This is a genomic window from Streptomyces cinerochromogenes (genome assembly GCF_014648635.1).
GTDB lineage: Bacteria > Actinomycetota > Actinomycetes > Streptomycetales > Streptomycetaceae > Streptomyces > Streptomyces cinerochromogenes.
Map to the genome: position 1 here is coordinate 248,238 of NZ_BMRM01000011.1, position 18,456 is coordinate 266,693.

General features: G+C 74.3%; 15 protein-coding genes. 12 read left to right on the plus strand and 3 right to left on the minus strand.

What is annotated here, in order from left to right; genetic code table 11:
• Window positions 1–105 precede the first annotated feature (105 nt).
• On the plus strand, window positions 106–1,071 hold the full coding sequence (locus IEZ20_RS22565) for a DUF1152 domain-containing protein (protein ID WP_189301573.1): 966 nt from the start codon (window positions 106–108) through the stop codon (window positions 1,069–1,071).
• A gap of 83 nt (window positions 1,072–1,154) precedes the next feature.
• Here IEZ20_RS22565 and IEZ20_RS22570 read toward each other — a convergent pair whose 3' ends face one another.
• Together IEZ20_RS22570 and IEZ20_RS22575 are read right to left on the minus strand one after the other, a co-directional pair.
• On the minus strand, window positions 1,155–2,078 hold the full coding sequence (locus tag IEZ20_RS22570) for a hypothetical protein (protein WP_229896198.1): 924 nt from the start codon (window positions 2,076–2,078) through the stop codon (window positions 1,155–1,157).
• A 79-nt stretch (window positions 2,079–2,157) separates the two neighbouring features.
• On the minus strand, window positions 2,158–2,553 hold the full coding sequence (locus tag IEZ20_RS22575; protein WP_189301724.1) for a PadR family transcriptional regulator: 396 nt from the start codon (window positions 2,551–2,553) through the stop codon (window positions 2,158–2,160).
• Between the two features lie 520 nt (window positions 2,554–3,073).
• Here IEZ20_RS22575 and IEZ20_RS22580 point away from each other — a divergent pair.
• Window positions 3,074–4,321, plus strand: coding sequence for a hypothetical protein (locus IEZ20_RS22580; protein WP_229896199.1), 1,248 nt, complete (start codon window positions 3,074–3,076; stop codon window positions 4,319–4,321).
• Window positions 4,322–4,447: 126 nt separating this feature from the next.
• Window positions 4,448–4,768: a DUF1232 domain-containing protein gene (locus IEZ20_RS22585; protein ID WP_189301575.1), complete on the plus strand. Its 321-nt coding sequence runs from the start codon at window positions 4,448–4,450 to the stop codon at window positions 4,766–4,768.
• Here IEZ20_RS22585 and IEZ20_RS22590 read toward each other — a convergent pair.
• Window positions 4,749–5,816 (minus strand): ATP-grasp domain-containing protein, encoded by a 1,068-nt coding sequence (locus tag IEZ20_RS22590; RefSeq protein ID WP_189301577.1) that lies wholly within the window; start codon window positions 5,814–5,816, stop codon window positions 4,749–4,751. The two genes, IEZ20_RS22585 and IEZ20_RS22590, sit on opposite strands and share 20 nt — an antisense overlap.
• A 253-nt stretch (window positions 5,817–6,069) precedes the next feature.
• Here IEZ20_RS22590 and IEZ20_RS22595 point away from each other — a divergent pair, with 253 nt between their 5' ends.
• The 9 genes from IEZ20_RS22595 to IEZ20_RS22635 all read left to right on the plus strand — a co-directional run bounded on the left by IEZ20_RS22595 (window position 6,070) and on the right by IEZ20_RS22635 (window position 18,446).
• Window positions 6,070–6,687 carry a helix-turn-helix transcriptional regulator gene (locus IEZ20_RS22595; protein WP_229896200.1) on the plus strand — a complete coding sequence of 206 codons (618 nt, stop codon included), beginning with the start codon at window positions 6,070–6,072 and terminating at the stop codon, window positions 6,685–6,687.
• Window positions 6,688–6,812: 125 nt separating this feature from the next.
• The gene (locus IEZ20_RS22600) at window positions 6,813–6,983 is read left to right on the plus strand and encodes a hypothetical protein (RefSeq protein WP_189301579.1); all 171 of its coding nucleotides are present in this window, start codon (window positions 6,813–6,815) and stop codon (window positions 6,981–6,983) included.
• Window positions 6,980–7,594: a toxin gene (locus IEZ20_RS22605; protein ID WP_444545261.1), complete on the plus strand. Its 615-nt coding sequence runs from the start codon at window positions 6,980–6,982 to the stop codon at window positions 7,592–7,594. Before IEZ20_RS22600 ends, IEZ20_RS22605 begins: the two co-directional genes overlap by 4 nt.
• Entirely contained in the window at window positions 7,591–8,754 is a 1,164-nt protein-coding gene (locus IEZ20_RS22610; RefSeq protein ID WP_189301581.1) for a hypothetical protein, read from the plus strand. The genes IEZ20_RS22605 and IEZ20_RS22610 overlap by 4 nt, the downstream gene beginning before the upstream one ends.
• Before the next feature lie 79 nt (window positions 8,755–8,833).
• Entirely contained in the window at window positions 8,834–9,970 is a 1,137-nt protein-coding gene (locus IEZ20_RS22615; protein WP_308434682.1) for an MAB_1171c family putative transporter, read from the plus strand.
• A 32-nt stretch (window positions 9,971–10,002) separates the two neighbouring features.
• Entirely contained in the window at window positions 10,003–11,448 is a 1,446-nt protein-coding gene (locus IEZ20_RS22620) for an NAD(P)/FAD-dependent oxidoreductase (RefSeq protein ID WP_229896202.1), read from the plus strand.
• Window positions 11,449–11,652: 204 nt separating this feature from the next.
• On the plus strand, window positions 11,653–14,166 hold the full coding sequence (locus IEZ20_RS22625) for a SpoIIE family protein phosphatase (RefSeq protein WP_189301585.1): 2,514 nt from the start codon (window positions 11,653–11,655) through the stop codon (window positions 14,164–14,166).
• A 135-nt stretch (window positions 14,167–14,301) separates the two neighbouring features.
• The gene (locus tag IEZ20_RS22630; protein WP_229896203.1) at window positions 14,302–17,040 is read left to right on the plus strand and encodes a SpoIIE family protein phosphatase; all 2,739 of its coding nucleotides are present in this window, start codon (window positions 14,302–14,304) and stop codon (window positions 17,038–17,040) included.
• 62 nt (window positions 17,041–17,102) lie between these two features.
• Window positions 17,103–18,446: a tetratricopeptide repeat protein gene (locus IEZ20_RS22635; protein WP_189301587.1), complete on the plus strand. Its 1,344-nt coding sequence runs from the start codon at window positions 17,103–17,105 to the stop codon at window positions 18,444–18,446.
• Window positions 18,447–18,456: the final 10 nt, after the last annotated feature.

Below are 18,456 nucleotides of genomic sequence, written 5' to 3' on the forward strand. Positions count from 1 at the left end.
TTGGCAGGCGGCGGGACCGGCCCTGTGGACAATCGGGGCCGTCTGCGGGGTCGTAGCGCGAAAACCCCGAACCGCCCCCGGGTGCGGCCCTGTTAGGGTCCTGCGGTGTTCTCGCTGTCCGAACCCCCGTTCTTCGCCCGCCTGCGCGAGGCCCGTCGCGTGCTCGTCGCCGGTGCCGGCGGCGGCTTCGACGTCTACGCCGGGCTGCCCCTCGCCCTCGCCCTGCGGGCGGCCGGCAAGGAGGTGCACCTGGCCAACCTGTCCTTCGCCGACCTGTACGGCCTGGACCTGGACAGCTGGGTCGAGCAGGACGTCGCCGCCGTCCGCCCGGACACCCCGTTGCGGGGCGACTACTTCCCCGAGCGTGCGCTCGCCCGGTGGCTGCGGTCGCAGGGCCTGCCCGACACCGTGTACGCCTTTCCCCTCACGGGGGTCGAGACGCTGCGCGCCGCCTACCGGGCCCTCCTCGCGCATCTGGGCGGGGTGGACGCGATCGTGCTGGTGGACGGCGGCACGGACATCCTGATGCGCGGGGACGAGCACGGGCTCGGCACGCCGGAGGAGGACATGGCGAGCCTGGGCGCCGTCTCCGGGCTCGCGGAGGTCCCGCACCGGCTGGTGGCCTGCCTGGGCTTCGGCGTGGACGCCTACCACGGGGTCAACCACGCGCTGGTCCTGGAGAACCTGGCCGCCCTGGACCGCGCGGGCGGCTATCTGGGCGCGTTCTCACTCCCGCGCGAGAGCCCGGAGGGTGCCGCCTACCTGGACGCGGTGGCCCACGCCCAGGACTGCCACACGAGCCGCCCGAGCATCGTGCAGGGGTCCGTCTCGGCGGCGCTGCGCGGGGACTTCGGCGACGTGCGGTTCACCGAACGCACCCGGGACAGCGAGTTGTTCGTCAACCCGCTGATGGCCCTGTACTTCTGTGTGGACCTGCCCGCGCTGGCGCGCGCCAACCTCTATCTGGAACGGCTGGAGGGCACGGTGCTGATGCGGCAGATCAGCACGGTCATCGCCGGGTTCCGCGACGAGGTGCCCCGGCAGCGGCCGCCCCGGGCGTTCCCGCACTGAGAGCCCGCGTCATGCCAGGGCCCGCGTCATGCGAGAGCGCCAGGGCCCCGTCATGTCAGGGCCCGCGTCGTCCGAGGGTCCGGTCAGCGTCGGGCGAGATCGCGGCCCCCGACCACCGCGAGCGCCGCGGTCAGCAGGACGAGGGCCGCCATCTGGCCGAGGCCGCCGCCGAGGAGGACGCCGGCTCCGGGGACGTGCAGCCACGGGTAGAGGGCCGTGACCCGCGCCGCCAGGACGAGCAGGCCGAGCGCCGCCAGGGCGAGGGCGGCCCCGGGGGACGTACCGTCCCCGCGCCGGGCGCGCCACAGCAGCCAGCCGAGCGCGCCCACGACGAAGCCGGTGGCGGGCGCCCACACGAAGTCCGCGGCGCCGGGCAGCAGCACCAGGGACCCACCGGTCACCACGCACCCGGCCAGGAACACCAGTCCGGGCGAGCCGGCGGGCAGCCGTGCCGCGGGCGCGTCCCGGTGGTGGGCTGCGCACAGGGCGAGCGCCGGCAGCCAGGCCAGCAGCACCGCCGACAGCTCGTACCACGGCACGCCCGGCGGAACCCCGTCCCCGGCCAGCGGACGGACCAGGGGCCACAGGGTGGGCAGGGCCGCGGCGAGCGCGCTGTACCGGGCCGGCCGGCGGCGGTCGTGCAGCAGGGCGAAGTAGGCCACCGTCCACAGCAGGGGGAGCGTCCAGGTGAGCACGGCGGCGACCGTGTCGGTCGCACCGCGGCCGGTGAACCCGCTGAGGAACATCTGCCGCCCGCTCGCACCGTGGGTGAGGGACCAGGTCAGCTCGAGGATCCGGTCGACGACGGCGGAGGCCGCCTGGAGCAGCACGGCGGCCAGGGCGAAGAGGCGGACGGCCGAGCCGAGGACGGCGTACCGGCGGGGTGAGCCGGGCGCGCCGAGCCGGCAGCGCACGGCGAGCGCGGCGATGCTGGCCACCTCGCCGAGTGTGGGCCGGCTCTGGTCCTGGAGGTCCCGGTCGATGTCCCCCAAGTACGTCTCGACCATCTCCTCCTCCCGTTCACGCCGGTAGGAGGCGGGGAGCAGGCGCAGGACGGCGCGGTAGCGGGTCTCCAGCAGGGTGGGGTCATGCGAAGCCTCCCGCGAGTCCGGGCGGGGTGGGGGGTTCCAGTCCGGCCGGGCCCTCGGCGGCGGGACGGGACGGGGCGCCGGTGCGGCGACCGGCCGCGATGCGCCGCTTGGCGGCACCGGCGCCGGCGGCCATCCGCTCGGCCTCCGCGTCGAGTGCCGCGACGCCCTCGTCGGTGAGCCGGTAGTAGCGCCGCAGCCGGCCCTGCTGGACCTCCTCCCGGTCCAGCACGATCAGGCCGTCCGCGGTGAGCCGGTCCAGCACGCCGTACAGCGTGCCGACTCGCAACTGGACCTCCCCGTCGGACAGTTCCCCGACCTCGCGCAGGATGCCGTAGCCGTGCCGCGGCTGGTCGGCGAGCGCCGTGAGGACGAGGAACGCCGCTCGGGTCATGCTCTTCGCTGTCATGCGACGATGATATATCGGCTGCCGATATATATCGCGAGGATTCACACGATCGGGTGTGCCGACCGGGGCGACGGCCGGGACGCCCTCCTGCGGGTGGTCTCCCGGGAGCCTCAAGGGGGCGCCCCAGAGGTGGCAGGTGGAGATCCCGGCGGTGGCAGGTGGAGATCCCGGGGACGGCGGCCGGTCCATGGTGTGGCGGCCGTGCCGAGGTGGGTGCGGAGAGTGAGGAGATGAACGGGGTCCGCCCCTGAGCGGATGGACGGACGGACCCCGTTCGTCCGACATTGTGGGCGCCGTGCGCGGGGGCCGGGCACGGGTGTGCGGCGGTCGTCTGACGCGCACCGCGCCCGTCCCGGGCGTACGGCACGCGCCCCGGGCGTGTGGCGCACACCCCGTGCGCCGGTCACACCTCCGGGCGACGCGCGGGCCGAACCCCCCGGCCGCCGTGTCGCCCGCCGAGCGGTGATACTGGGAAGCTCACCCGCCCCCATCAGCAGATTGGCTCATGTCGAACTCCGCCGGCGACCGCGCCACCATCCCGCAGACCCTCTGGGCGGCCCGGGGCCGCCACACCGGTCCCGCCCCCGAGGACGTCGTCCGCCGCACCCTGCGCCGGCACAAGGACAGCGGGGACATCGACGACTTCGCCGAGCCGCCCTCGGCCGGGGATCCGGAACCGCGGGTCTTCGAGGCGCGCTGGCGGGCCGGCGGCACGGTGACCGTGCGGGCCCGGCTCACCCTCGTACCGTGTCGGGGCCGGCTGCAGGGCCACGAGTGGCGGCTGGTCGCGGAGGCGGAGCGCCCGTGGGACGACGCGTGGCCCTCGCCCGCGACCCTGTTCTGGCCCGAGTCCGGCTCGGGCGAGGGCGAGGACGGCTCCTGGGACCACCACCCCACGATCGCCGGCCTGCGCTTCCGGCAGGTCAACGCGTTGCCCGAGGACGACAAGGACATGCGGCGCCTGCTGCGGGACGCGGCCCGCGAGGCGTGGTGCGTCCATGTCGTCGTCCACGAGGCGATGACCCCGGACGAGCAGGGCCGGCTGCCGCTGGCGCGCCTGCTGCCGCCCGGTCTGCGGCACCGGGTGGTGGAGCACCGGGCCGCTCCGCAGCAGCTGCGCGGCGTCAACTGGGCGCTGAAGGACCTCGGCGTCGAGGTGCCGCGCGGCGGCGCGGTGCTACTGCCGCCGGATCCGGCGCCGGAGGACGGCTACGACGGCCGGGAGCACAGCGTGCGCAGCGTCTTCCTGGACGGTTCGGAACCGGCCGAGCTCGTCACGGCACTGCGGCACTTCGTCGCCCTGCCCCGGCCGCTGCCGCAGGGCGCCGAGGAGGCGCTGACGGACCTGCGCGACAACTGGACGCTGATGACCCTTCAGGAGCAGTTGGAGCGTGAGCGGCGGCTGGTCGCCATGTACGCCGAGGCGCTGGAGGCGATGACGAAGTCCCGGGACCTGTACAAGCAGGCCGCCGAGGAGGCCTTGGAGGCCCTCGCCGCCTACCGGGACGTCCCCGTGCCCGCCGTGCCCCAGCAGCGTCCCGCGGCCCGGACGCCGACCGCTCTGCAGCAGCTGACGCGCACGTTCGAACGGTTGAAGCTGACCGCGAGGGGCCGGCAGCAGGCGGAGCCCGCCGCGGACGTCTCCCCGGACGGCACACCGGCCGGCGCACCGAGCGGCGCCCCCGCCGGGCCCGCGCGGGAGGCCGGCCAGGGCGGGGGCACGGACGAGGACGCCGATGACCGGTCGTCGTAGAAGCTCGACCAGGATGCAGAAGCTCGACCACGATGTAGGAGTTCGACCAGGATGTAGGAGTTCGGCCAGGGGGTAGGAGCTCGGCCAGGACGAGGAACCGACAAGGAACCGGGGCCAGGATTCCGTATGGACACGACCATGACGCTTCTGACGATCGCCGCCGTCGTCGCCGCGGGGCTGCTCGCCGTCGCCGTCGGTCTGCTGGTCCGGCTGGTGCGTGCGCGTCGGACGCTGCGGCGGGCCGGGCTGCCGACGGGGCCGCGCTGGGTGTTCTGGGGCGCGGTCGCGTATCTGCTGCTGCCGGTCGATCTGCTGCCCGATCCGGTCTACCTCGACGACATCGGCGTCCTGCTCCTCGCCCTGCGCGGCCTGCGGGCCGCCCTGCCGCTGCCGCCGGAGACGAGCGGGACCGGGTCCTTCCCCGGTGTCACGCGGCCTGACCGCTGACCGCCGCGGCGGTGATGCCGACGCTCAGGTGCTGCGCCAGGTCGTCGAGAGCGGCATCGCAGTGTTCCCTGTCGGGACCCGACACGACCCAGTAGGCCAGGCGGTCGTCCAGGCCGGCTCCGGGCGCCGCGAGGACGTGGTTCCCCGGCTGCTGGAGCAGGCCCATGCACTCGAGCAGCGGTTGGCGGGCCGCGTCGGGCGAGACGTCGAGGTGTTCGATGCGGCCGCTCACGGAGGCGTAGGCGAAACGGACGGCCGCCGCTCTCTGCCGGGTGGGGGTGAGGTCGGGTGTCCTGCCCGCGGCCAGGGCCGCGGAGACGAGCGGGAGGTCCACTCCCGTGGCCCGCTTGACGAGCAACGGGATGAGATCGTCCGCCAAGCGGGCCTGCACGTCGGTGACGCGCGGACCGAGGGAGGTCAGCTTCATGCCGATGTGAAGGACCCCGAACGTGAGGCCGACGGCCCGCACCACGCGCTGCACGGTCTGGCGCACCAACGGGTTGTGCAGCAGGCTGTCGTGCGCGTAGACGGAGTGGCGCGTCGCCTCCCGGCCGCCGGCCGAGGCGAGGGTCGTACGCGTGACGGCGACGATCCGGATGTCGCCGTCGGGCAGGACGACGGTCTCGGCGGAGACGGCGGACCCGGCGGGATGGTCGTCGACGGCTTCCGGCATGCGGGCCTGGCATATGTGGTGGCGTGACAGCAGTCCGCGTAGCGCGGTGGCATCGTTCAACACGGCCAACGCTTCGGCCGAGGCCGCCGGAAGACCCAACCGGCCGGCGAGGCGCGACGCCGTGACCAGATGGTCCGGCACGTGACTGAGCACCCCGCACACGTCGTGACGAGAGGCGTGGCCCATGACCGCGTCCTCGGTGGCCGGACAGTGGGCGGGGTCGGCCGCGATGTGCTTCAGCAGATAAGGTCTGGCCCAGGCCGGCGCGGTGGTGTCGACGAGTACGACCGGGTGCGCGGCGGCGATCCGCGCGAGATGGAACTCCGCCCCGGCGGCTGCCGATCCGGCGCCGATCAGTAACAAGGGCTCAGACATCGCGTCACCTCACGGCGGGGTAGGGGCGGACAGCCTGGACTCCGCTGGGAGGCTCGGCTACGACAACCAAACCGCACAGCTGGTTTGTTGGATCACCCTGCGCGGTGATCCTGCTACTGGACGCCACGGAATGTCAACTCAGCCTGCGCTCCCATGCAGGTTTTCTCGACACTGTCGACCGGTGGAGACGATGCGGATACCCTCGCGTACGTCCCCCCGCCCCTGATCAGCGACGCGCCCAGGAGAATGCTCGGTGGCAGCAGACGATGCCTACGCAAGACTGGCCGGAACCCTGGAACGCCTCCACCACGCCGTCGGACCGGGCGCGTTGACGGACGTGCTGAACACGCGGGACCTGTCCTTCGAGACGGGGATCCCCCAGGCCGTGGTCGAGGACCTGCTCGCCGGCGGGCGGGCCCGGGAGGTCTCGGTGGCGGAGCGCGTACGGCAGCGGCTGGACCTCCTCCGCGAGACGCGCCGGCGCGAGGACGGGAAGAAGTACACCCTCGAAGAGATCGCCGCCGCCGCGGGCGTGACCCGTCAGACGATGAGCGAGTGGCGCAGAAAGGGCCTGCCCAGTCTGGAGTCCGCCGACCGGCTGCGGCGGTTCTTCTCCCTGCCGCCCGGCTTCTTCTTCGCCGACGAGCCGGAGGCGCTCAACGAGGCGCTGCAACGGCATCTGCAACGCCTTGAGTCGCAGTCGGATCCGCTCGCCGAGCTGCGTACGCCCGAGATCCTCCGGCTGGCCGCGCGGGGACTGCTGTCGCCCAGCGGGGTGCGGGCGATGGCGCAGTGGGCGGAGGGCATCACCCGGCCCGCCGTATCCGGCGCCGACGGCGGCGGCCCGGACCGCAAGGGGGCCGCGTGGTGATCCGCGGGTCCGCCGGGGCGTCCCGCTCGCCACGGACCGCCGAAGTGTCCCGCCCGCCACGGATCGCTGGGGTGTCCGACTCACCAGGGACCGCCGGAGTGACCGGCTCGCCACGGACCGCCGACGTGACCGGCTCACCCCTGACCGCCGACGTGACCGGCTCGCCTCGGACCGCCGACGTGACCGGCTCACCCCTGACCGCGGCCGTGACCGGCTCACCCCTGACCGCCGGAACGCTCAGCTCGCCCCAGCCCCCGAAGGCCCCTGCTCCCGGCGGGCGGGACGGCGGCCTGTGACCGCGATGACCCGGCTGCGTCAATGGCAGCGGTTACGGCAGCGCGACAGGGAGATGCGGCAGTTCGCCGAGCTGCTCATCGCCCCGGTCCGGGCGAGGCTGAGCAGCACCGGAGCGGACCAGGAGCTGTCCGCCGGAGAGGCCCCGGAGGATCCCGAGTCGTTGTTCGAGGCCCTGGTCGAGTCGGCCCGGCGGTGGCGTGGCGACCGCAGGCTCGTGGTGCACCGGGTCCACATCCCGCGTGAGTTCAAGGCCACCGGGATGTGGCTGGAACGCACGGACCAGGACGACGTCATCATCGAGCAGGACGCGGAGATCTGGCATCAGGCACAGATATTCGGCCACGAGCTGTGGCACATGCGGCAGAAGGACGGTTTCACCCCCGAGCAGCTGGCGGACGGTGCCTGGGAAGCGCTGGAGGCCGGGCACGTACACGGCGCGCAGCCGGCCGCCGCGCGTTCCCGTTTCGACGAGGATCCCGAGAAAGAAGCCGAGTTGTTCGGGATCCGCGTCGGGCAGGAGATGCGCGCACTGATGGAGCGCGATGTGATCACCGGCGAGACGGCCCGCCGCATCGCGGACTCTCTCAACTATCGGGGGAACCGGAGATGAGCGGGGCGATCAACTACATAAGCTGCGGCCTGTTGTGGATCGGTCTGCTGGTCAAGCTGCCCGATCTGATCCGGCACTGGAGCGAACGCTCGCTTCGCGCGGTCAACGGGGTGCTGGCGCTCGCCTCGCTCTGCTTCCTCTTCGGAGCGCCCGCCTCGGTGCAGGTGATCAACCGGGTCAGCGGTGTGCCCAACCTGGCCGCTCCCCTGACCTACGCGTCCATCACGGCGTACAGCGCGGCACTGCTGATCATGATCGCCTGCTGGCGGGGCGGCCCCTCGCTGCGCCGGACGACGCGGAGCTGGATCTACGGGTACACGGCCGTACTCACCGTCATCGGCGCCCTGTTCATGGCCGGGGACGCCCCCGAGGAGCGCAGCAGCGACTTCGACACGTACTACGCGACGACTCCCTGGATCTCCGAAATGGTCGTCCTGTACCTGATCGCTCATCTGACGGCCGCGGCGGTCAGTGCGGTCTGGTCGCTGCGCTGGGGATTCGAAGCGGAGGTGCGCAGGCGGCCCTGGCTGCGGGCCAGTCTGCTGACGATCGGCACGGGCACGGTGATCAGTTCCGGGTACAGCGTCTGCAAACTGATCGCGGTGGTCGCCCGGTGGACCGGCCGGGACTGGGCGGTGCTCGGTACGTCCATCCCGCCGCTGTGCGCCGGTCTGGGGGCGGTGCTCACCGTGGTGGGGGTCCTCCTGCCCATGGCCGGCCACCATTTGGCGGCCTGGCGTGACTTCTTCCGCCTGGCGCCTCTCGATGCCGTGCTGGATCCGGTGCTCACGGATCGTGCCCTGCGGGTCGAGCGGCCGCGCTCGCCGCTGCTGTGGGGCACCTGGCGCTGGAGCACCATTCACAACGGTCTCCTCGCGATCGAGACGCTCTACGACGAGAGGCTCTACGACCACACGCTCGACGCGGAGTTCGAGAGGACCGGCGACTGGTCCCGAGCCACCTCCGCCGCGTGGGCCGCGACCATCGCCGCGGCCGTGCGGCGCAGCACCCAGCCGGCGCTGGAGCCCGCCGGTGCGCCGGCCCGGCTCTCACACCCGCGCGACGCCGAGTCCCTCGTCCTCATCGCCGACGCCGTCAAGAGGTGCGAGCGTGAGGCACGGGCCGTCGAGCCGGGCCCCGCCGCGGCTCGGTCGGTATGACCGGCGGACCGAGCGCACGCATCCCCCCACAGCCGCAGGACCTGAACGGAGCCACCGAAAGATGAGCCTTGTCGTGTATATGGCGTCTCTCCTTCTGGCTCTGGCCGCCATAATGCTTCGCCGGCCGCGCAGGACTCCCCGCTCTCCGCTGTCCATCGCCACCCGGGCCACCGCGTTCATCGCCGCCGTGTGCTTCTTCTGGTCCGCTCCGGTGACGCTCGCCGCCGTCAACCACGCCACCGGCATCCCCAACGTGGGCGCCCCGCTGACCTACGGCTCGATCTCCGCCCTGAGCTGCTCCCTGATCATCCTGCTGATCCACTGGAAGGGCGGCCCGAAGGAGCAGATACGCCGGATGACCCGGATGGCGGTGGCCGTCTACGGCACGCTCATCGTCGCCATCGTCGTGCTGTTCAGCCTCGCGGACGCGCACACGGAGCGCCTCACCGACCTGGACACGTACTACGCCAACACCCCGTACATGCGGGAGATGATCGCCCTCTACCTCATGGGCCATCTGGCGAGCACGATCGTCCTGAGCGCCGTCTGCCTGAAGTGGGCCCGCGACGAGGTCACCGGGCTGCTCCGCCTCGGCCTGCGGCTGATCCTGGCCGGTCTGCTGCTCGACGCCCTCGGATTCACCCTCGCCAAGGTCACCGCGGTCGTCGCCCGCTGGCTGGGGTACGACCTGGACTTCCTGTCCACCTCCGTCGCGCCGCCGGCCGCCGCGCTCGGCGCCCTGATCTACTCCGCCGGGTTCGTCCTGCCGCGTCTCGCCTCCGCGGCCGCCGCGGAGCGGCAGAGCCTGGCCACCTACCGGGCGCTGCGGCCCCTGTGGTCGGCGGTGAAGGACGTGGCGGCGACACCGGTCGCGGAACCGACCTGGTGGCAGCTGTGGTGGCAGCTGCCCAGCAACCGCCTCTACCTGCTGGAGGCCAACATCCGTGACGCGCTGCTGCAGTTGACGGCGTACTTCGACCAACGGGTCGGCCACGCGACGTACGCGGCCGCCGTGGAGCGCGGCGAGCAGCGGGAGAGGGCGCGCATCGCCTCGGAGGAGGCGATGATCATCGACGGGATCCGCCGGGCGTCGGGCAGGGGCGACGGCCCCGCCGACCCACCGGAGAAGTTCCGCGTCACCATCGATCTGGTCGAGCTCGCGCACGCCGTGCACCGCCTCGGTGAGGCGGCACCGGATCAGGTGAGAACCCAGTGACGTCGGCTCAACAGCACTACAAGGAGAACCAGTTGTCGCACAAAGCTGTCGTGGTCGGAGCCGGCATCGCCGGGCTGGTGGCCGCCGCGGCCCTGTCCCTCGCCGAGCCCGCGCTGCGGATCGTCGTTCTCGACAGGGACGAGCTTCCGGAGGGACCCGAGAACCGGCGGGGCGTCCCCCAGGGTCAGCATGCCCATCTGCTCATGGCCGGCGGACTGTCCGCCCTGGAGTCCCTCTTCCCGGTGAGCGTGCGTGACCGGCTCCTGGACGCGGGGGCCCACGAGATCGCCCTCGGCAACGGGATGCTGGCCCGCACCCCGGACAGCGGCTGGCTGCGCAGGTGGCGGCGGAGCGGCCCCCACATGATCGCCTGCACGCGTGCCCTGCTGGACTGGGTCGTGCGGCAGGCGTTGCTCGACTCCTGCCCGAACGTCTCGATCCACCAGGCCACGGTGGAAGGGCTCCTCGGCGATGCCGGCAGGGTCCACGGGGTCCGGATCAGCGGCGCGGACGAGCGCCTGGGGTCCGCGGTGGAGGCGGACCTCGTCATCGACGCGAGCGGCCGCGGCTCGGGCAGCCTGAAGTGGCTCGCCGGGATCGGCATCACGGGCGTGGAGGAGCGCAGGCTCGACTCCGGCCTCACCAACGCCACCCGGATCTACCGCACACCGGCGGGCGCGGAGTCGTTCCCGTTGACGGTGGTGCAGGCCAACCCCTACGACGGCCGGCCGGGCCGCAGCGCGATGGTGCTCCCGATCGAGGGGAACCGGTGGATGGTCAGCGCGGGGGGCACGCGCGGGGGCGAACCTCCCCAGGACCCGGAGGGTTTCCTCCGGTACACGCTCGACCTTCCCCACCCGATCGTCGGTCAGCTCATCGCCGGCGCGGAGCCCCTGACCGACGTGGTGGTCAGCCGCGGCCGCAGCACGAGCAACGCCCGCCGGTACTTCGAGAGGTCGGCGCGGTGGCCCGAGCGGTTCATCGTGCTCGGCGACGCGCTGGCGACCTTCAACCCCGCCTACGGCCAGGGCATGTCGGTGGCGGCGCTCGGCGCCCAGGTCCTGGCCCGCGAGCTGCGGCGGACCGGTCTCGCCGCCCCCGGCCTGTCCCGGCGTGTCCTGCACGGCGCGGCCCGGCACGTGGACACCGCGTGGGCCACCGCCGTCGGCATGGACGTCCTGTACCCCGGTGTGGTCGGCGGACAGCCCGGCTTCGCCGACCGCGTCGCCGCCCGCTACGCGCGCCGGCTGACCAGAGCCGCCACGGGCTCCTTCGACGCTGCGGCGGCCCTGTGGGACGTCACCAGCCTCAGGGCGGCCCCGACGCGCGTCCTGCACCCCAGGGCCCTGCTGGCCGCCCTGACCGGCCCGCCCCTCCCGCACATCCCGGAGCCGCCGCTGCGGCCCGCGGAGCGCGAGATCCTCGACCGGCTCAGGAAGGGCCTGGAGCCCTCACCCGCTTCCGGCCCCCTTCGCTAGTCCCGTTCCGGCATCGGCCGGGCGGCGCGAGCCCGGCCCGGCGCCGGCCCGCGCCGCCCCGCCATCGGCCGGCTTCCCTCCCCTTCTCCCCCCTCTCCTCCGCTTCTCTCCGCTCTCCCCTCCCGCCCACGTGCGTTCCGTGTGTCTCGTGGCGCATTCTTGCTGTGTCATCCACCCGGAGGCGCACGGGACGAGGTAGGGCCGATGGCTGGGAGCGACGAGGAGGCGGTCCGGGGGCGGGCCCGGCTGACCGCGTTGCTGGCCGACGCCTCGACCGAGGCGCTGACCGCGGCCGGAGGGCGGGGGGCGGGGGTGTACCTGCGGTCCGGGGTGCCGGGGCTGCTCAGGCTGTCGGTGCTGGTGGGACTGCCCGGGCCGCTGTTCCGGCCCTGGTGGCGGCTGCACGTCGACCGGCCGTTCCCGGTCGCCGACGCCTACCGGCTCGGTGTCCCGGTGGTCCTCCCGAACGCCACGGAGACCATGCGCCGGTACCCGCAGTTCGCGGCCGGCCTGCCCTTCCCGTTCGGGTCCGTGTACCTGCCGGTGCCGGGCGGGACCGAGCCGCTCGGGGTGCTCACCGTGCTCCACCCGGCAGTGTCGGACACCGTGGACGAGCTGTTCGACCGCGATGTGCTCGTCCGGCTGGCCGAGCGCCTGGGCACCGAGCTGCTCGGGCTGGCCGGCGGGGACACGAACGCGGTGTCCTGGGACGGGGAGCCGTTGTGCCTGCGGCCGCCCGTCAGCGGGTCCGCGCGGGCCGCCGTAGGACGGTTCAGCTGGGACCCGGCGACGTCCGCCGTACACGCGGACGACCGGCTGCACGCCCTCCTCGGGCTCGGCCCCGGCGAGTTCACGGGGACGGCGGCGGCGCTCGCGGACGCCGTGGCCCCGGCCGACGCCCACCGGATCCTGGCCGCGCTGCGTGACGCCGGCGCCGGGAAGCCCCCGGGCGCGCCCCTGAGCCTGCGCGCCCGGGACGGCACACCGCGGCTGCTGGACCTGTGGCCGGGCGACGCCGAGACGGCCGGGCCGGCGGTCCTCGGAATGGTGTTCGACCCCGGTACGTCCGCCGCCGGGGACGGCGCCGCCGATCTGCTGCCGGAGGGCGTGTTCTGCCTGGACCGGCTGGGGCTGATCGTGTACGCCAACCCGGCGGCGGCCCGGCTCGCGGGCCGGCCCGTCCGGGCGCTGCTCGGGCGGGCGCTGTGGGACGCGCTGCCCTGGCTGACCGGACCGCCGTACGACGACCATCTGCGGGGTGCCCTGCTGTCCCCGGAACCGGTGCACTTCCACGCCCTGCGGCCCGCCGACGAGCAGGACGGCACCGGCGAGGGCGAGGGCGACTGGCTGGCCGTCTCCGTGCACCCCGGTACGGACCTGCTGACCTGCACGCTCGCCCCGGCCACCCGGATGGACGCCACCGGGCGACCGGCCCCCGACCCGCACCCCTCCGAGGACTCGGCGGCGCGCGGTCACGCGATGGCGCCGCTGTACCGGCCGATCGCGCTGGCCATCGCGCTGACGGACGCGGTGACGGCCCGGCAGGTGTCGGAGGTGGTCATGCAGGAGCTGCTGCCCGCGTTCGGAGGGCGGCGCCTGGCCATCTACCTGCTCCAGGACCGGCACCTCTACCTGGCCTGGGAGACGGGGTTCCCGCAGGGCTTCCTCGCCTCGTTCGAAGGCGTCGGCCTCGACGCCCACCTGCCCGGGGTGGAGACCCTGACCACCGGCCGGCCGCTGTTCTTCGAGTCGATGGAGCAGATCGCGGCGGGCTACCCGGGGATCGCCCTCGACGCGGTCGAGGGGGCGCGGGCCTTCCTTCCGCTGATCGCCTCAGGCCGGCCGGTCGGCTCCTGCATCCTCGGCTTCGACGGCTCCCGCGACTTCAGCACGGAGGAGCGTACGGTCCTCACCGCGCTCGCCGGGCTGATCGCGCACGCGCTGGAGCGGGCCCGCCGCTACGACGACGAGGCGGCCCTCGCCCGCGGTCTGCAGCAGGCGCTGCTGCCGCGCCGGCTGTCCGCCCATCCCCGGGTGGAGACCGCGGGGCGCTATCTGCCGGGCACCCAGGGCATGGACGTGGGCGGTGACTGGTACGACGTGGTGGAGGCCGGGGACGGGCTCGCGCTGGTCATCGGCGATGTGCAGGGGCACGGGGTGCAGGCGGCGGCCACCATGGGCCAGCTGCGCAGCGCGGTCCGCGCGTTCGCGCTGGGCGACCGGCCGCCGGACGAGGTGCTGAGCGGCACGAACCACCTTCTGATCGACCTGGACCCAGGCCAGTTCGCCAGCTGCTGCTACCTGCGCCTGGACCCCGTGACCGGCCGCGCCCGGATCGCCCGGGCGGGCCATCCGCCGCCGCTGCTGCGCTGCCCCGACGGCCGCACCCGGCTGCTGGACGTCCCCGGCGGTGTCGTCCTCGGAGTGGATCCGCAGGCCCGGTACCCGGTGACGGAGCTGCTCCTCGAACCGGAGGCGATCCTCGCGCTGTACACCGACGGCCTGGTGGAGCGGCCCGGCGCCGACATCGACGACGGCATCACGGCGCTGCGGCTGGCCCTCGCCGAGGCCGGCGCCGCGGCGGGCCGGGGCGCCGGACGGTCCCTGTCCGGGGTCGCCGACCGGCTCACCGCGACCGCCCGGCACGCCACCGACCGCCCCGACGACGTCGCCCTCCTCCTCGCCGCCCGCCGCCCGGCCGTCTCCCCCGGCGGATGACCGAGCGGCTGCGCCGGCCGGACGGGACCGCGCCGTCCCGCCGCGCACCGCAAGGACCGCCGCCCCGTCTCCAGTCGAACGGCGCCTTGGGTGACGGTCTCGCCTGACGGCGCCGGGCAGTGTAGACATGGGCACATGGTGCGACTGCCCGGCCGGCCCGCGACCCGGCCGCCCCGTTCTCTCGGGCACCCGCGCGCACCGCACAGCCCACCGCCGCGGGCAGACGGTGCGGGCGGCAGCCGGCCGGGGGTGCTGCGCTCGGCGGTGACCGGGCGCAGCGTGGCCGGTCAGGTGTTCCTCCTGCAGGTGGTGATCGTGCTGCTGCTGGTCGTCGCGGCGGTGGTGGCCCAGGTCCTCCAGGTGCGGCACGACAGCGACGTGGAGGCGACGAACCGTTCCCTCGCCGTGGCCGAGACGTTCGCCAACGCGCCCGGCACGGCCGCCGCGCTGCGCTCCCCCGACCCCACGGCCGTACTGCAGCCCCGTGCGGAGGCGGCCCGCCGGGCGACCGGCGTGGACTTCATCGTCGTGATGAACACCGACGGCGTCCGCTACACGCACCCCAGGGCCGACCGCATCGGCAAGAAGTTCGTCGGCACGATCGCCCCGGCGCTGGCCGGCGGCACGGTCACCGAGCACATCACCGGCACCCTCGGGCCGCTGGTGCAGGTCGTGGTGCCGGTGAAGGACCGCGACGGCACCGTGGTGGGCCTGGTGGCGGCCGGGATCACCACCGCGCACGTGGGCGGGGCCGCCGACCAGCAACTGCCGCTGCTGCTGGCCGCGGCGGCCGCCGCACTCGTGCTGGCCACCGCGGGCACGGCCCTGGTCAGCAGGCGGCTGCTGCGCCAGACACGCGGCCTGGGCCCGTACGAGATGACCCGGATGTACGAGCACCACGACGCCGTGCTGCACGCGGTCCGGGAGGGTGTGCTGATCGTCGGCGGGGACGGCCGGCTGCTGCTCGCCAACGACGAGGCGCACCGGCTGCTGGACCTGCCCGCCGACGCCGAGCGGCGGCATGTGCGGGAGCTGGGCCTGGACGACGACACGGCGGCGCTGCTGGCCTCGGGCCGGGTCGCCACGGACGAGGTGCACCTGGTCAAGGACCGCCTGCTGGCGATCAACCAGCGGCCCACCGATCTGCGCGGCGGCCCGCCCGGCAGCGTCACCACGCTGCGCGACTCCACCGAGCTGCGGGCCCTGTCGGGCCGCGCGGAGGTGGCGCGGGAGCGGCTGAACATGCTGTACGACGCCGGGGTGGGTATCGGCACCAGCCTGGACGTGACGCGGACGGCGGAGGAGCTGGCCGGGCTGGCGGTGCCCCGGTTCGCGGACTTCGCGACGGTGGACCTGTTCGACGCGGTGCTGAGCGGGGAGGAACCGCGGCCGGGGACGGCGCTGCGCCGCGCGGCCTGCGCCGGCGTCCGCAAGGAGGCCCCGCTGTACCCGGTCGGCGAGCGGATCCGGTTCGTGGCCACCTCGCCGCAGACCCGCGCCCTGACCACGGGGCAGTCGGTCGTGGTGGAGCGGCTGCGCGGGGAGCGGGGCTGGCGGGCGCAGGACCTGGAGCGCACCGACGAGGTCCTGGCGTACGGCATCCACTCGCTGATCACCGTGCCGCTGCGGGCGGGCAGTCTGGTGCTGGGTGTCGCGAACTTCTGGCGGGCGGAGAAGCCGCAGCCGTTCGACGCCGAGGAACTGGCCCTCGCGGAGGAGCTGGTGACGCGGGCGGCGGTGTCGATCGACAACGCCCGCCGGTACACCCGCGAGCACAGCATGGCGGTCACCCTGCAGCGCAGCCTGCTGCCGCGGTCCCTGCCCGAGCAGGGTGCCCTGGACATCGCCTACCGGTACCTGCCGGCGCAGGCGGGGGTGGGCGGCGACTGGTTCGACGTGCTGCCGCTGTCCGGGGCCCGGGTGGCGCTGGTCGTCGGGGACGTGGTGGGGCACGGGCTGCACGCGGCGGCGACCATGGGCCGGCTGCGTACGGCCGTGCACAACTTCTCCTCCCTCGATCTGCCCCCGGACGAACTCCTCGGCCTGCTGGACGAGCTGGTCGGCCGGATCGACCAGGACGAGACCCCGGCGTCGGGCGGTGCCGTGGTGACGGGCGCGACCTGCCTGTACGCGATCTACGACCCGGTGTCCCGGCGGTGCGTCATGGCCCGGGCCGGCCATCCGCCGCCCGCGCTGGTGCACCCGGACGGCACCGTGGAGTTCGCCGACCTGCCCGCGGGACCGCCGCTGGGCCTGGGCGGGCTGCCGTTCGAGACGGCGGAGCTGGAGCTGGCGGAGGGCAGCCGGCTGGTGCTGTACACCGACGGGCTGGTGGAGGACCGGGAGCGGGACATCGACGAGGGGCTCGGTCTGCTGCGGGACTCCCTGCTCCGGACGCCGGGTGACTCCCCGGAGGACACCTGCCGTACCGTGCTGGACCGGCTGCCGGCCCGGCCGAGCGACGACGTGGCGCTGATCGTCGCCCGCACCCGGGTGCTGGGCGGCGACCGGGTCGCGCAGTGGCAGGTGCCCACCGATCCGGCGGCCGTGTCGCAGGTGCGGGCCTCGGTGACCCGGCGGCTGGCCGACTGGGGTCTGGAGGAGCTGGCGTTCACGACGGAGCTGGTCCTGAGCGAGCTGGTCACCAACGCCATCCGCTACGGGCGCGGCCCGATCGAGGTGCGGCTGCTGCGCGACCGCACGCTGATCTGCGAGGTCTCCGACAGCAGCACGACCTCGCCGCACCTGCGGTACGCGGCGAGCACCGACGAGGGCGGCCGGGGCCTGTTCCTGGTGGCGCAGCTCGCCGACCGCTGGGGCACCCGCTACACCCCGCACGGCAAGGTGATCTGGGCGGAGCAGCCGCTGCCCTGAGCGTTCGGGGCGCCGGGGAATTCCCTTGAGGGCGCTGTGTGCGGCGGGTGATGATCTCCGGCATGTTCTCGCGCAGGAACCGCCGCACGCGTCGCCCCTCCTCCCCCGCTCTGCTCGCCGCCTGGGAAGCCCTGGACGCCGGGGACGTGCCCGGTGCCCTGCGGCAGGTCCGGGCCGCCGGGGAGGGCCCGCCGCTCGCCGAGGTGGCCCTGGTGGTGGGGCGGGCGGCCGGCGAGGCCGGCTTCACCGACCTCGCCGACGCCTCGGCCGCCCTGGCCGCCGCTCCCGAGGACGCGCGGGCGCTGTACGACTTCGGGTACGCGTGCGTGGAGCGCGGGGTGCCGGACCTGGCGATTCCCGCGCTGCGGGAGGCGCTGCGCCGCAGCGGCGGGGCCCTGCCCGTGCTGCGGGAGCTGGTGTCGGCGTACGAGGACGAGGGCCGGCACCGGGAGGCGGTGGCCGAACTCGTCCGGCACGAGGACCGCCTGGCCGACTGGCCGGACCGCTATCTGCTGGTGTTCAACGCCGTGCTGGCGGGCGACCTGGAGCTGGCCCGGCGCCGGCACGCGCTGCTGTCCGATCCGGAGGACGCGCGGTGGCGGCCCGCACGGGAGCGGCAGAACCGCATGCTGGCGCGGGCAGCGGACGCCGGGCGGGCGGGCCCGCTCGACGCGGCGGATCTGCGGGGCTGGCAGTACGTGATGGGCGGGACGGTCCTCGGCACGCTGTCGCCGTACGGCTTCGACGCCGGGATGAACGGCCGTTACGCCTGGCTGCAGGACAGCCCGGACCTGTGCCTGCGGGGTCTGCTGCGGCTGCGGACGCTGCTGTCCGCCACCGGGGCGCGGCCGCGGTCGGTGTCGCTGCTGCCGGACCGGGACTCGCGGATCCTCGGTCTCGCCGCGGCGGAGGTACTGGACCTGCCGGCCGAGCCGTTCGCGCCGGGACGGGCGGACACGGTCGTCGTGGCGTACGACCTGGACGGGCTCGCGGCGCACGACGGCGGGCCGGAGCTGATCGGGGAGCTGTTCGACCGGGCGCCCGGGCAGGTGCTGCACGCGCACGCGTGCTGCTGGACGGACCCTCCCGCGGTCACCCCGGACAGCGCCGCCCTGCTGCACCAGTCGGTGGTGGCACCGTGGGGCGAGCAGCTGCGGGCGGGCGCCGACGGGCGGCTCGAACGGGGGCCGGCGGACGACCGGCCGGAGGCGGAGATCGCCGCCGAGGTCACCGGTGCGGACCCGGCCGCCGCCGAGGACGGCGAGGGCGACGGGAACGGCGACGGCCCGGCGGACGGCGACGCCGGGTTCACCGCGTTCGCCACGGCCGTGGCCGGCACGTGGCTGCGCGGCGACCGGGCGCGAGTGCGGTCCGCCGGGCCCGTTCCCGGTTCCCGGTTCGCCTGAGCGGCGCGGC